Annotated in this window: 11 protein-coding genes and 2 pseudogenes; 9 read left to right on the forward strand and 4 right to left on the reverse strand. The window is 60.4% G+C overall.

What is annotated here, in order from left to right:
• Positions 1 to 26 precede the first annotated feature (26 nt).
• The 8 genes and pseudogenes from hflK (ACZZ0D_RS24440) to cfaB all read left to right on the forward strand — a co-directional run bounded on the left by hflK (ACZZ0D_RS24440) (position 27) and on the right by cfaB (position 9,296).
• Positions 27 to 1,988 carry a protease modulator HflK gene (gene hflK, locus ACZZ0D_RS24440; protein WP_463554493.1) on the forward strand — a complete coding sequence of 654 codons (1,962 nt, stop codon included), beginning with the start codon at positions 27 to 29 and terminating at the stop codon, positions 1,986 to 1,988.
• On the forward strand, positions 1,985 to 3,025 hold the full coding sequence (hflC, locus tag ACZZ0D_RS24445; protein ID WP_463554494.1) for a protease modulator HflC: 1,041 nt from the start codon (positions 1,985 to 1,987) through the stop codon (positions 3,023 to 3,025). The genes hflK (ACZZ0D_RS24440) and hflC overlap by 4 nt, the downstream gene beginning before the upstream one ends.
• Complete coding sequence (hflK, locus tag ACZZ0D_RS24450) at positions 3,022 to 4,071, forward strand: protease modulator HflK (RefSeq protein WP_401241769.1); 1,050 nt, start codon at positions 3,022 to 3,024, stop codon at positions 4,069 to 4,071. The genes hflC and hflK (ACZZ0D_RS24450) overlap by 4 nt, the downstream gene beginning before the upstream one ends.
• On the forward strand, positions 4,068 to 5,975 hold the full coding sequence (locus tag ACZZ0D_RS24455) for a heavy metal translocating P-type ATPase (RefSeq protein ID WP_463554495.1): 1,908 nt from the start codon (positions 4,068 to 4,070) through the stop codon (positions 5,973 to 5,975). Before hflK (ACZZ0D_RS24450) ends, ACZZ0D_RS24455 begins: the two co-directional genes overlap by 4 nt.
• 111 nt (positions 5,976 to 6,086) lie before the next feature.
• Positions 6,087 to 6,338, forward strand: coding sequence for a BufA2 family periplasmic bufferin-type metallophore (gene bufA2 / locus ACZZ0D_RS24460; RefSeq protein ID WP_053125233.1), 252 nt, complete (start codon positions 6,087 to 6,089; stop codon positions 6,336 to 6,338).
• Between the two features lie 62 nt (positions 6,339 to 6,400).
• Positions 6,401 to 7,246: an MNIO family bufferin maturase gene (bufB, locus tag ACZZ0D_RS24465; protein ID WP_463554496.1), complete on the forward strand. Its 846-nt coding sequence runs from the start codon at positions 6,401 to 6,403 to the stop codon at positions 7,244 to 7,246.
• Positions 7,237 to 8,022: an HvfC/BufC family peptide modification chaperone gene (locus tag ACZZ0D_RS24470; protein WP_463554497.1), complete on the forward strand. Its 786-nt coding sequence runs from the start codon at positions 7,237 to 7,239 to the stop codon at positions 8,020 to 8,022. Before bufB ends, ACZZ0D_RS24470 begins: the two co-directional genes overlap by 10 nt.
• A gap of 85 nt (positions 8,023 to 8,107) precedes the next feature.
• A pseudogene (gene cfaB, locus ACZZ0D_RS24475) lies at positions 8,108 to 9,296 on the forward strand (C17 cyclopropane fatty acid synthase CfaB).
• A 30-nt stretch (positions 9,297 to 9,326) separates the two neighbouring features.
• On the opposite strand, the gene cls reads toward cfaB, so the two are convergent.
• Positions 9,327 to 10,766, reverse strand: a complete 1,440-nt coding sequence (gene cls / locus ACZZ0D_RS24480; RefSeq protein WP_053125224.1) for a cardiolipin synthase — start codon at positions 10,764 to 10,766, stop codon at positions 9,327 to 9,329.
• 131 nt (positions 10,767 to 10,897) lie between these two features.
• Here cls and ACZZ0D_RS24485 point away from each other — a divergent pair, with 131 nt between their 5' ends.
• Positions 10,898 to 11,416 (forward strand): DUF3617 domain-containing protein, encoded by a 519-nt coding sequence (locus ACZZ0D_RS24485; RefSeq protein WP_034152149.1) that lies wholly within the window; start codon positions 10,898 to 10,900, stop codon positions 11,414 to 11,416.
• A gap of 82 nt (positions 11,417 to 11,498) precedes the next feature.
• On the opposite strand, the gene ACZZ0D_RS24490 is transcribed toward ACZZ0D_RS24485, so the two are convergent.
• From ACZZ0D_RS24490 to ACZZ0D_RS24500, 3 genes and pseudogenes are all read right to left on the reverse strand, one after another.
• On the reverse strand, positions 11,499 to 12,830 hold the full coding sequence (locus ACZZ0D_RS24490; RefSeq protein WP_463554498.1) for a dihydroorotase: 1,332 nt from the start codon (positions 12,828 to 12,830) through the stop codon (positions 11,499 to 11,501).
• A 3-nt stretch (positions 12,831 to 12,833) separates the two neighbouring features.
• Positions 12,834 to 13,394, reverse strand: a complete 561-nt coding sequence (locus ACZZ0D_RS24495) for a gamma carbonic anhydrase family protein (protein WP_053125220.1) — start codon at positions 13,392 to 13,394, stop codon at positions 12,834 to 12,836.
• Positions 13,391 to 14,267, reverse strand: a pseudogene (locus ACZZ0D_RS24500) (metal ABC transporter substrate-binding protein). Before ACZZ0D_RS24500 ends, ACZZ0D_RS24495 begins: the two are co-directional and overlap by 4 nt.

Genomic DNA, 14,267 nt, shown 5'->3' on the forward strand with positions numbered 1-14,267 from the left:
CCGTGAGCCAATGATTTTGGGGTGATATGCAAGTTGATCTGGAGGTGGATGGCACGCAGGTGACCGGACTGCCGCGTTTTCAGCAGGCGGCCACGCAGGGCAGGCGACTGCGGCGTTGGGCGTTGGGCCTTGGCGGATTGGCCGGGGCGGGCTTGTTGTCGGCGTTTTTCGTCGGGTTGTTTGCGCCGCAGTCATTGTGGCTGCCGCTGCTGGTCAATCAGAGCGCGGCGTTGCTGGTGCTGGTCGCCGGGCTGCAATCGGCATGGTGGGTGACGCAATGGCGCGCGCGGGTGATCAATCCTGTTGTGCTGACGCCGACTGCCGACGATGAAGCGATTGCGCCGGAAGGTTGGTACGAGCGCCTGCTCGATCGCCTCAGTCAGCGCGGTTTGCATGTGCTTGGCCAGATCGGTGCAGCGACGCTGTGGTTGGGCGGTTGGGCGTTGCTGGTGGCGCTGAGCATCGAACAGGTGTGGAACCTGACGTTGCCCGCCGCTGCCGTTGGAGTGTCCGCCTCCGTCGGTGCGGCGTTGGCGTTGCTGCTGGCGTTTGGTTTGCTGGTGCTGGAGCGGCAACTCGCTCAGGAGAATCCAGCGCAATGGCCAGAAGCGGGAGCACTGGCGCAACTGACGCGCGTGGCGATCATCAGTCTGGTGCTCGGCGCGCTGTGTTTATTGTTCGCTGGCGAGAACACGGTTTGGCCGGTTCGCGTGGCAGTACTCATCGGCATCTTGCCGGGATTGGTCGCGATCGAGCTGCTATTGCGCGCGGTACTCTCGGTCTTCAGCCCACGCCGCGAACAGCTCGAACCGACGCTACTGGCGCGCAGTTTCGTCGCCGACATGCTGCGTTGGCCACCGCAACCGTTGCTCGCGTTGCAGCATGAATTGCACAACCGTTTTGGCATCGATTTGCGTCAGATCTGGGCGTTCAGTTACATGCGCCGAGCGTTTCTGCCGGTGCTGGCGCTGGTCGCAGCGGTGGGTTGGTTGCTCACCGGCATCCACGAAATCCCCCTGCAGGGTCGGGGCATTTATGAGCGTTTCGGCAAACCGGTGCAGGTGTTTGGCCCCGGTTTGCACACAGGTTTGCCGTGGCCGTTGGGTCGCGTGTTGATCGTCGAAAACGGCGTGGTGCATGAACTCGCTACCAGCGTCGGCGAGAACCCGGCACCGCCACAAGCCGATCCTGCTGAAGGCCCGGCACCGATGACGGCCAACCGTTTGTGGGACGCTAGTCACGTCAACGACAAGTCGCAAGTGATCGCCAGCAGCCGTGGCGATCAGCAGAGCTTTCAAATCGTCAACATGGACGTGCGCTTCGTCTATCGCATCGGTCTGACTGATCAGGCGGCGCTGGCCGCGACGTACAACAGCGCTGATGTGCCCACACTGATCCGCAGCACCGCCAGCCGGATTCTGGTGCACGACTTTGCCTCGCGCACGCTCGACGGTTTGCTCGGCGAAGATCGGGTAGGGCTGGGCGAAGAGATCGGTCGCGCGGTGCAAAGCGATCTGCAACAACTCAACAGTGGCGTCGAGATTCTCGCCACGGTGGTCGAAGCCATTCACCCGCCGGCCGGTGCCGCCAATGCTTATCACGCGGTGCAAGCGGCGCAGATCGGCGCCCAGGCGTTGATCTCCCGCGAGCGTGGCGCAGCGGCCGAAGCGAGTAATCAGGCGCAATTGCAGGCCAGCCTCGCTCGCGATCAGGCCAGCGCCAACGCCCGCGAAACCAGTGCCACGGCGCAGGCGGCGGATCTGAAATTCAGCGCCGAACAAAAAGCCTACGCCAGTGCCGGCCAGGCCTTTGTGCTGGAGCAATACCTCGCGCAGCTCAGCCAAGGCCTGAGCAAAGCCCAATTGCTGGTGCTCGATCATCGCCTCGGTGGCAGCAGCAATGCGCCGACCATCGACCTGCGTACTTTCACGCTGCCGGCTGACCCGACGCCCGCGCGCACCACCGCTCAACCAGGAGTCGCCCATTGAGCCAGTCGCACACGCACGAACCGCATGATCACAGCGGCCACGATCACGGCCACGGCGGACATCACCATCATCATGGGCATCATCACCACGGAGCGCCGGAAGAGGCGGGGCCTTTCCCGTGGCGGCGCATGGGCTGGGCAGTGTTGCTGGTGGCGTTCGCTATCGCGGCGGCGAGCCTGGTGCAAGTGCGCTCCGGTGAAGCCACGGTCATTACTCGCTTCGGTAATCCATCGCGGGTATTGCTTGAACCGGGTTTGAGCTGGCGCTGGCCGGCGCCATTCGAAGCGGCGATTCCGGTGGATCTACGTTTGCGCACTACCTCCAGCGGCTTGCAGGATGTCGGCACCCGCGATGGTTTGCGCATCATCGTTCAGGCCTACGTGGCGTGGCAGGTGCAGGGCGATCCAAGCAACGTGCAGCGTTTCATGCGCGCAGTGCAAAACCAGCCCGACGAAGCGGCGCGGCAGATTCGTACTTTTGTTGGCTCCGCGCTGGAAACCACTGCGAGTAGTTTCGATCTGGCGAATCTGGTCAACACCGATGCCAGCCAAGTGCATATCGCTGAATTCGAAGCGCAGTTGCGTCAGCAGATTGATCAGCAATTGCTGGCGACCTATGGCGTGCGTGTCGTGCAAGTCGGCATCGAGCGTTTGACCTTGCCGTCGGTAACGCTCACCGCCACGGTCGATCGCATGCGCGCCGAGCGTGAAACCATTGCCACCGAACGTACGGCGATCGGCAAACGCGAAGCGGCGCAAATCCGTTCCGCTGCCGAACGCGATGCGCGAATTGTGCAAGCTGACGCCACCGTGAAAGCCGCAGAAATCGAAGCGCAATCTCGCGTCGAAGCCGCGCAGATTTACGGTCGTGCCTACGCCAGTTCGCCGCAGCTGTACAACTTGCTGCGTTCGCTGGATACCCTCGGCAGCATTGTCACGCCGGATACCAAACTGATTCTGCGCACCGACGCCGCGCCATTCCGCGTGCTGGTCGATGGCCCGCCGACACTCGACAGCAAATCCGGATCGCAGCCATGAGTGAAGAAGTTCCACGTGGAACACATTCGCTGAACAGTCCGTGGATTCAGGCCGGGCGTTTGGCATTTTTCGCCCTGTACGCGGTAACCGTGTTGGCCGCATTGGCGTGGGCATTTTCCAACGTGCGGCAGATCGACCCGCAGAATCGTGCCGTGGTTTTGCACTTTGGTGCACTGGATCGCGTACAAAACGCCGGTCTGTTATTGGCTTGGCCACAGCCCTTCGAACAGGTGATTTTGTTGCCCGCAGCGGATCGAGTCATCGAACGCCGGGTGGAAAACCTGTTGCGCAGCGATGAGGCGCTGAAGGCTGATCGCGTCGCTTCGTTCGCCACACCGCTGAGCGATGCGCTGGCCGGGTCTGGTTATTTATTGACCGGTGATGCCGGCGTGGTGCAACTGGATGTGCGGGTGTTTTACAAAGTCACCGACCCTTACGACTTCGTCTTGCAGGCCGATCATGTGCTGCCGGCGCTGGATCGATTGGTCACCCGCAGCGCCGTCGCACTGACGGCCGCGCGCGATCTCGACACAATTCTTGTCGCTCGTCCGGAGTTGATCGGCGCTGACAATCAAGCCGCCGAACGCCGTGAAAGGCTGCGCGGTGATCTGGTGCAAGGCATCAACAAACGCCTCGCCGAGTTGAAGGCGAGCGGGCAGGGCATCGGCATCGAAGTGGCGCGGGTCGATGTGCAATCGAGTCTGCCTGACCCTGCCGTAAGTGCGTTCAACGCCGTGCTGACTGCCAGTCAGCAAGCCGATAAAGCCGTGGCCAACGCGCGCACCGACGCCGAGAAACTCACCCAGACCGCCAACGAACAAGCCGACCGCACGCTGCAAGTGGCTCACGCACAGGCGGGTGAGCGCTTGGCCAAGGCCTCGGCCGACACCGCCACGGTGTCGAGTCTGGCCAGCAGCACCGACCCGCAAATGCTCTTGCGCCTGTACCGCGAGCGCATGCCGAAGATTCTCGGCCAGGCCGGATCGGTGACCACGGTCGATCCGAAAGACGATTCCCGCCTGATCATTCAGGGAGCCAGTAAATGACTGCGACGACCGCTGCACCGAGCCTGTTGTCCTCGGCCGAACAACGCCGCGCCGCTCGGCAACTGACTCTCGCCATGTTTGCGCTGGGCTTGCTCGGTCTCGGTTTGATCTGGCGTTGGCTGGTGCCGGAGCAAACCGGTGTCAGTCAGCTGCTGCTCGGTTTTGCTTCTTTATTAGTCGCCGTGCCGGTGATGCGTTCGGCGTGGTACAGCCTGCGTTATCCAAGCCTGCACGGCATCACCGATCAACTGATTGCCTTGGCCATGCTCGGTGCGTGGGCGACTGGCGATCTGCTGACGGCGGCGCTGCTGCCGATCATCATGATCTTCGGCCACGTGCTGGAAGAGCGCAGTGTCATCGGTTCGCAGGAAGCGATTCATGCGCTCGGCCAACTGACGCGCAGTCACGCGCGCAAGGTTCAGGCCGATGGCTCGATCATCGAAGTGGACAACGGCACGCTGAAATCTGGCGACACTGTTGAGGTGCGCGCCGGTGATCGGGTGCCGGCGGATGGTCGGGTTTTGTCCGGTCAGGCCAGTCTCGATACCGCTTCGATTACCGGCGAGTCAGTGCCGGTCGAGGCGGCTGTCGGCATGACGGTGTTCGGCGGCGCGATCAACCTTGATGGACTGCTGCGTATTGAAGTGACTCGCACAGGTGATGAATCGACCCTCGGCAAAGTCATCGCCCTGATGCAAAACGCCGAGCGTTCGAAACCACCGATCACTCGTTTGCTCGAGCGTTATGCCGGCAGCTACATGGTGCTGGTGTTGTTGCTGGCGGCGGTGACCTGGTTCGTCACCAACGATGCGCAGGCGATGCTCGCGGTGTTGGTGGCGGCGTGTCCGTGCGCGTTGGTGTTGTCCGCCCCGGCGACGGCGATTGCCGGTGTCGCGGTGGCGGCGCGGCACGGGATTCTGATCCGCAGTTCGGCATTTCTTGAAGAACTGGCTGACCTGACCTCGCTGGTCGTCGACAAGACCGGCACGCTGACTTACGGCACGTTGCGTTTGCAGTCGATCGACTGTTCTCACACAGACACCTCCGCGATTACCGCACTGGCTGCCAGCCTCGGAGCGGCGAGCAGTCATCCGGTCAGTCGAGCGTTGGCGGGTTTGGTCAGTCAGGAACAGTCGGTGGCCCTGAGTGAGATACACGAGCGTCAGGGTCTTGGTGTGGTTGCCATGACGGAGCAGGGCGAGGCGGCGCTGGGGCGACCGGAGTTGTTCGCGCAACTGGGCATCAGCACCACGACCGTTCCCGAGCACGACGGCCCGATTGCCGGGTTGTCCTTGAACGGTGAATTTCTCGCGTGGTTGTTGCTGGCCGACAGCGTCAAACCGGAGGCGCGTTTTGCCCTCAGCGAGTTGCGCGAATTGGGCTTGGGTCGGCAACTGTTGCTGACCGGTGATCGGCAGAGTGTCGCTCAGACTTTGGCGCGTGATGTTGGTTTGCAAGAGGTTCAAGCCCAGGCCTTACCTGAGGACAAACTCAATCGTGTGCTCAAGGAAATCGACAACGGTTTCCGGCCGATGGTGGTGGGTGACGGCATCAACGATTCGCTGGCACTCAAGGCCGGCGTGGTCGGTGTGGCGATGGGCGCGGGCGGCGCGGACATCGCGTTGGCCTCGGCTGACATCGTGCTGATCGGCAGCGATCTGCGCAGGCTCGGAACCTGTGTACGCCTCAGTCGACAGTGTCGACGAACATTGCAAGTCAACGTGGTCATCGGTCTGGGCTGGACGCTGGCCATCGTTGTGTTTGCCGCATTCGGTTGGCTGGGCGCTGCCGGGGCGATGATCGCGGCGCTGTTGCATAACCTCAGTACGCTACTTGTGTTGGGCAATGCCGGGCGACTGCTGCGCTTTCAGGAACCACTGCTAAAGCTCAAGGACGATAATTGAAATTATTTTTGACCCGAGTGTAACGCCATCCGGGTGGCTCTCTCTAGTGCTATGTCGAGACTGAACAAACCGTTCAGCCGACATCCCTGACGATGACCGAGGAAAACAAAAATGACTATCAAGACCGCTGCTGCTGGTGCTGCTCTCGCTTTTGCCGCTGCTACGATGTTTGCCGGTGTTTCGACTACCGCTACGGCTGCTGATGCCAACGTTCACTGCTACGGCGTCAATGCCTGCAAAGGCCAGAACGACTGCAAGACCAAAGATCACGCCTGCAAAGGTCTGGGCACCTGCAAAGGCATGGGCTTCAAGGCCATGACTCAAGCGGCTTGCGAAAAAGCAGGTGGCAAGGTCGGCGAATAACTGACCGCAAGTGCCGCCGCAGTGGTTCACGCCACTGCGGCCACTTTTAGCAGGAGTCCGACATGTCAGCTTCGCTTCCTTACCTGGGTTACGGCCTCGGTTTACGCAGCGCTTATTATCAGCAGATCCTCGAACAGTCGCCGGACGTCGACTGGTTTGAAGTGGTCTCCGAAAATTTCATGGTGCAGGGTGGCAAGGCTCTGTACTACCTGGACGCCATCGCCGAGCGCTATCCGCTGGTGATGCATGGCGTGTCCCTGTCCATCGGTGGGCCGCATGCCCTCGATCCGGACTATCTGAAACAACTCAAGCAACTGGCCGACCGGGTGAAACCGGCATGGGTCTCCGATCATCTGTGCTGGAGCCGTGGCAACGCCCATCAGTTGCACGACTTGTTGCCGCTGCCCTATACCGCAGAAAGCTTGGAATACATCGCCGGCCGTGTGGCGCAGGTTCAGGATGTCTTGCAGCGGCCGCTGGTGCTGGAGAACGTCTCCAGCTATGTGCGCGCCGCGTCGGATGAGTTCACCGAATGGGAATTTCTCGCGACCCTGAGCCGGGAGAGCGGCTGCGAGTTGTTGCTCGACGTTAATAATGTCTACGTCAGTTCGCGCAATCACGGCTTCGATCCATGGGCGTTCATTCAAAGTTTGCCGGCAGAAAAAGTACGTCAACTGCATCTGGCCGGACACAACGATTACGGTGATTACGTCATCGATACCCATGACCATCCGGTGAGCGATCCGGTCTGGGCGCTGTATCAACGCACGCTGGAACACATCGGCCCGGTGGCGACGTTGCTGGAACGCGACGATCATTTCCCGCCGTTCGAAGAGCTGCTCGCCGAGCTGCACAAGGCCCGCGAGTTGGGTGACACGGTTCTGGCCGGGAGACAGCAATGCGCTTGAAGGAATGGCAACTGGCGTTTGAAGCGTTTCTGCTGGATGCCGCGCCGGCCGATCGCGCCTTGGCCGACAGCCTGATCGGTGGGCCGACGCTCGACGTCGGTACTGGCCTGGCGATTTATCACAACGCTTACGCGGCGCGTTTGCTGGAAGTGCTGACCCACGATTTCCCGGCCATTCATCATTGGCTGGGCGATGAAGAATTCGATCTGCTCGCCACTGCGTACATCCGCCAATACCCGTCGGCGCATTACAGTCTGCGTTGGCTGGGCAAAGGTATTGAAGCGTTTATCCGCGAGCATCTGGTGCCCGAGCAAAGCGCGCCGCTGGCGGAACTGGCCGCGCTGGAATGGGCGTTCACCCTGGCGTTCGATTCACCGGCTGGCAACCCGCTGACGATCAATGCGATGGCGACGCTGGCGCCGGAAGAGTGGCCGACCTTGCAGTTCAAACCGACGCCTTCGCTGCAATGGCTGGCGTGTGAATTCAACAGCGTCGCGATTTGGCGCTCGGTAAAGGATGAAGCGGATTTCCCGCACAGCGTGGCACTCGAAACACTTCAGGTCTGCGTGATCTGGCGTCACGAGTTGGTCTGCAACTATCGCAGTCTGGATAGCGCTGAAGCGAATGCATTGAACGGGTTGTTGAACGAAGGCTGGAGTTTCTCCGAACTGTGCGAGGCGTTAGCAGTCATCTATGGTGAGGGCGCGCCGCTGCAAGCTGTTACGTGGTTGAAACAGTGGGTTCAGGATGGCTTGCTGGAGCGTCTGCAACGATAGTTTTGGCTAATTAAATCGATAGCCTGCTATTTTTCAAGGATGGTCTACCCTCAGATCTGACGGTCTGAAACAAGGGGGATTTTCCATGCTCGCGCAACTTCCACCGGCCTTACAGAATCTGCAGCTACCGCTTCGCTTGCGACTCTGGGATGGCCATGAGTTCAATCTGGGGCCGGCGCCCAGCGTCACCATCGTGGTCAAGGACCCGCAGATGGTCACCCAGTTCACCCATCCCAGCCTCGATGCGCTCGGAGCGGCATTCGTTGAAGGCAAGCTCGAACTGGAGGGCTCGATCAGCGAGGTCATCCGGGTCTGCGACGAATTGAGCAACGCGTTGCTCGGTGACGATGACGACAATCAGCCGGTGCGGGCCTTGCACGACAAGGAAACCGACGCCAAAGCCATTTCCTACCACTACGACCTGTCCAACGCGTTCTACCAGCTCTGGCTGGACAGCGACATGGCGTATTCCTGCGCGTATTTCGAAACGGGCAGCGAAACTCTGGAGCAGGCGCAGCAAGCCAAATTCCGCCATTTATGCCGCAAGCTACGTTTGCAGCCGGGCGAATACTTGCTGGATGTCGGCTGCGGCTGGGGTGGGCTGGCACGTTTTGCCGCACGCGAATTCGGCGCGAAAGTCTTCGGCATCACGCTGAGCAAAGAACAACTGGAACTGGCGCGCGAGCGAGTAAAAGCCGAGGAACCTCGAAGACCAGGTCGAACTGCAACTCCTCGACTATCGCGACCTGCCGCAGGATGGCCGTTTCGATAAGGTGGTCAGCGTCGGCATGTTCGAGCATGTCGGCCACGCCAATCTCGCCGAGTACTGCAAAACCCTGTTCGGCGCGGTGAAGGAGGGCGGTCTGGTGATGAACCACGGCATCACCGCCAAACACACTGACGGCCGTCCGGTGGGACGCGGCGCCGGCGACTTTATCGAGAAATACGTATTCCCCAACGGCGAGCTGCCGCACTTGTCGATGATCTCGGCGGAGATCAGCGAAGCGGGGCTGGAGATTGTCGACGTCGAAAGCCTGCGCCTGCACTACGCGCGCACACTGGATCACTGGAGCGAACGGCTCGAGGACAACCTTGAAGCTGCGGGCAAACTGGTGCCGGATCAGGCGCTGCGCATCTGGCGGTTGTACCTGGCCGGTTGTGCTTACGCCTTCGCGCGCGGCTGGATCAATCTGCACCAGATTCTCGCGGTGAAAGCGCATCCGGATGGTAGCCACGAACTGCCATGGACGCGGGACGACATCTATAACCCCTAAACCTTTTCCTCTCCTTAGGGAGAGGGGGCTTTAGAGAATCGGTGAAATAAGCCGGGCGATCCGCATGCCGAGTTGTTGCAGGCGGTGGATCTCCCGGCTTTCTTCTTTGGCGACTTCATCAGACTGCGCGAAGTCGTCGTTGAGCATCTGTTCCACGTCGGCGGCGAATGCACTGTCGACCGTCAGCAACATCACTTCGAAATTCAGCCGGAACGAACGGTTGTCCAGATTGGCACTGCCGATCGCGCTGATTTCGCTGTCGATCAACACCACTTTCTGATGCAGAAACCCGGGGCGGTAGCGGAACACCCGCACGCCGGCGCGCACCGCTTCGAAGGCATAAAGGCTGGAAGCGGCGTAGACGATGCGGTGGTCGGGGCGCGAAGGCAACAGCAAACGCACATCGACACCGCGCAACACCGCCAGTCTTAACGCGGCGAAAACCGCTTCATCGGGGATGAAATACGGGCTGGTGATCCACACCCGTTCTGTCGCCGCGTGGATCGCTTCGACGAAGAACAGCGAGCAGGTTTCGTACGCATCGGCCGGGCCGCTGGCGAGCAATTGGCAGAGCACGCCGTCTTCGGGGTATTCATCCGGCAGGATCAGCGGCGGCAGGGTACGTGCGGCCCAGAACCAGTCTTCGGCAAACGATTCCTGCATGCACGCCACAACCGGACCACGCACTTTGACGTGGGTATCGCGCCACGGTGCCAGCGGTGGTTTTTCGCCCATGTATTCATCGCCGACGTTGTGCCCGCCGACGAAACCGACCACGCCATCGACCACGACGATCTTGCGGTGGTTACGGAAGTTGACCTGAAAGCGGTTGAGCCAGCCGCTGCGCGTGGCGAAAGCTTTGACCTCGACACCGCCATCACGCAGCGCCTGCACGTAACTGTGGGGCAGGGCATGGCTGCCGATGCGGTCGTAGAGCAGGTGAATGGTCACGCCATCGGCAGCTTTCTTCAGCAGCAGATCACGCAGGCGCTGGCCGAGGCGGTCATCGTGGATGATGAAAAACTGGATCAGCACCGCTTCCTTCGCCTGCTCGATGGCGTGGAAAATCGACTCGAATGTCGCCGTGCCGTTGATCAGCAACTGCACTTCGTTGTTCGCCAGACACGGCATGCGCCCAAGCTTGGGCATCGCCCGCAGTGAGGCGTAGGCATTCGAGGCGCGTGCAGTCAGGGCTTCTTCCACCCAAGGGCGCCAGTTCAGCTCGGAAATGGCCTGACGCATTTGTTCGTTGGCCTGGCGCCGCGCCTTGATGTAACCATCAAACGTGCTGCGGCCGAACACCAGGTACGGAATTAGCGTGAGGTAGGGAATAAAGATCAGCGACAATGCCCACGCGATCGAGCCTTGAGCCGTGCGCACGGTGAGCACCGCGTGAAGGGCGGCGATCAAGCCGAGGGTGTGTATCAGGGCGATCAGGTAACCGAAAATGTGCGGTCCAAAATAATCCATGGGGCAGCCTTGCTCCGGAAGATTCAATGCTTAACAGACCATGTTCTGTCGCGATTGTCGCTATTTAATTGGTGCATGAACCGAAGCAATCGGCCGACGTCTAACGGCCACTACTGATCAGGAGTTTTTCGATGAACGTTCGTCTGCTGGGTTTGGCGCTGGGTCTGGGTTTGGCTTTGCCGGTGGTTGCTCAGGCGCAGATGCTGCAGCCGGGTCTGTGGGAAATGACATCGAGCAACGTCAAGGTCGATGACCAGCCTATGGATGTGCAATCGATCCTCGGTCAACTGCAAGGGCAGATGACCCCGCAACAGCGCGCGGCGCTGGAGAAAAACGGCATCAATATCGGCGGCAAAGGCATCCGCGCCTGCCTGACGCCAGAGCAGGTGGCGACCAACGATATTCCGTTGGCCGACCCGCAATCGGGCTGCAAACAGCAGATCACCGATCGCACCGGCAACCAGTGGAAATTCCGCTTCAGCTGCCCGAAAGCACAGGGCACCGGCGTGGCGACGTTCCTCAGCGATCGTGAATTCACCACGGTGGCGAACGGCACGTTCAATGCGATCGGGATCAACCAGAAGGGCAGTCTGGAAACCCGTGCGGTTTGGCTCGGCCAGGATTGCGGCGCTGTGAAACCAAGAGCTTAAAAGCTTCGTGAGCAAGCCCACTCCCACATTGGAATGCATTCCAAGTGTGGGAGCGGGCTTGCTCGCGAAGGCGTCCTGACAGTCAGCGCATAAACCTCAGCGCCAGCCCGCGACATCCCTCATTCACCCGTCCCTCCCGCCACGCAATCTGCCCCGACACAATCGTCGCATTCACCCGATGCCGAAAACTGCGCCCGGCAAACGGCGTCCATCCACACTGCGACAGAATCGGCTGCCGATCGACCTCCAGCCTCTGCGCTTCAACCAACACCAGATCCGCCCAATACCCCTCACGCAAATAGCCACGATCCGGAATCGCAAACAGATCCGCGACGCGATGGCTGGTCTTCGCCACTAACGTCGTGACCGGCAAAACTCCATCTGCCACCAACTCCATCAGCGCTGGCAACGCATGCTGCACCAGTGGCAATCCCGATGGTGCCTGCGCGTAAGGCTGCTGCTTTTCTTCCCAGGTATGCGGCGCATGATCGCTGCCGATAACGTCCAACCGATTGCTGTTCAAAGCCTCCCGCAAAGCATCACGATCGCTTTGACTCTTGATCGCGGGGTTGCACTTGATCAGGTTGCCGAGCTTTGGATAGTCGCGCTCATCGAACAACAAATGATGCAGACACACTTCAGCGGTGATGCGTTTTTGCGTCAACGGTTTGTCCTCAAACAACGCCAACTCTCGCGCGGTGGTCAGGTGCAAAACGTGAAGGCGTGTGCCGTGACGTTTCGCCAGTTCCACCGCCAGTGATGAGGATCGATAACACGCCTCGGCATTGCGAATGAGCGGGTGAGCGGCGGAAGGAATACGATCGCTGAACAGCTCGCGCAGATTGGCCGCGTTAGCGTCGATGCTTGGTGTGTGTTCGCAGTGCGCCAACAGGATGGTTGGCACTTCAGCGAACAGTCGCTCAAGGATCTGCGGATCATCTACAAGCATGTTGCCGGTCGACGCGCCCATGAACACTTTCACCCCGGCCACTTCACACGGATTGAGCGCAGCCACCGTGTCGAGATTGTCCCGACTCACGCCAAAGTGAAAGCCGTAATTGGCCACCGAGTTGATCGCCGCCCGACGCTTTTTATCCGCCAGTGCTTCGAGGGTGAGGGTGGCCGGGTTGGTGTTGGGCATGTCCATGAAGCTGGTGATGCCACCGGCGACCGCCGCGCGCGACTCGGTGTGAATGCTGCCCTTGGCCGGCGCACCCGGTTCACGGAAATGCACCTGATCATCGATCATCCCCGGCAGTAACCATTGGCCGTTGGCATCGATTTCTACCGTGGCGTTTTCACCTTCAATGCTTCGCGCAATTTTGACGATGCGCCCGTTGCTGACCAACAGATCGCCGTCAAACTCGCGCCCTTCGTTGACCAGTCTGGCGTTGCGAATCAGCACGCTGCTCATGGTTCAGAACTCGTTCTGCAAGGCTTTGTAGCCGCGCACCAGATCGACATTGGTGCGCGCCACGTCTTCGGAAAACTCCGAAGCGCTGACGCTCACCGGCGGGAATAACGAGAGGTCGGTGTTCGGGCCGATGCGGGTGGTGGAGGGCACGTAGAACGCGTCCGGCAAATCGCGACCATCGACCACCGAGTTGTGCCGTACCACGCAACCGTTGCCGACGATGCAGTTGAACAGCACGCTGTTGAAACCGATGAACACGCGGTCGCCGACCACGCATGGGCCATGCACGATCGAGCGGTGGGCGATGGAACTGAACTCGCCGATGGTCACCGCCGCACCGGATTTTGAGTGAATCACCACGCCGTCCTGAATGTTCGAATTGGCGCCGATGGTGATCGGCTCCATCTCGCCCGAGGCGTCCACTTCGTCGGCGCGTATTACTGCGTAGGGGCCAACGAAGACGTTCTCGCCAATCACCACTTTGCCGCAGATGATCGCGGTTTTATCGACGTAAGCCGACTCGGCGATTTGCGGTAAATCACCTGAAGGATTCTTGCGGATCATGGTTTGCTCAGCGCGTCGTAAAGGGTGTTGAGGTTGTATTCGAACAGGCCGGCGAAGGTGCTGGCCGGGCCACTGGCGGCGAGGGCGTCGGAGTGCAACGTGCCGCCGATGTGCGCGCCGCTTTCATCAGCGATCTGCTTGAGCAAGCGAGCGTCCTTGATGTTTTCCATGAATACCGCTTTGACCTTGGCCTGACGAATCTGGGTGATCAGCGCAGCGACTTCGGCGGCCGAGGGTTCACGCTCGGTGGACAAACCCTGTGGCGCCATAAAGTCGATGCCATAGGCCTGACCGAGATAACCGAAGGCATCGTGGCTGGTGACGATCTTGCGATTGCCCGGCGGCAGCGAACCGAGCTTGGTTTTTGCTTCGGCGAGCAGCGCGTAGATCTGCTTCAGATAGGCTCGGCTGTTACGTTCGTAGTCGGCCTTGTTCGCCGGGTCGGCAGCGATCAGCGCTTTGGTAATGTTGGCGATGTACAACTCGGTGTTCGCCAGATTGTGCCAGGCGTGCGGGTCGGGAACGGTTTCGCCGTCCTCATCCAGCGAGCGTGGAATCACGCCATGGCTGGCACTGATGACCGTGGCTTTGGTCTCGGTGCTGGTCACCAGTCGATCCAGCCACGGCTCGAAACCGAGGCCATTCTTGATGATCAGTTTGGCACCGAGCAACGCTTTGGCGTCGTCCGGCGTCGGCTCGTAAGTGTGCGCGTCGGCGTCCGGGCCGACCATGTTGGTGATCTGGATATGCTCGCCGCCGACCTGATGGACCGATGTCGCCGAGAATGCTGAAGCTGGTCACCACCGGTAATTTTTCTGCCGCCGACAATGACATCGACAGCAGCAGGCTGAACAACACGAGTAGAGCGCGCAT

This window comes from Pseudomonas sp. AC193 (genome assembly GCF_979258075.1).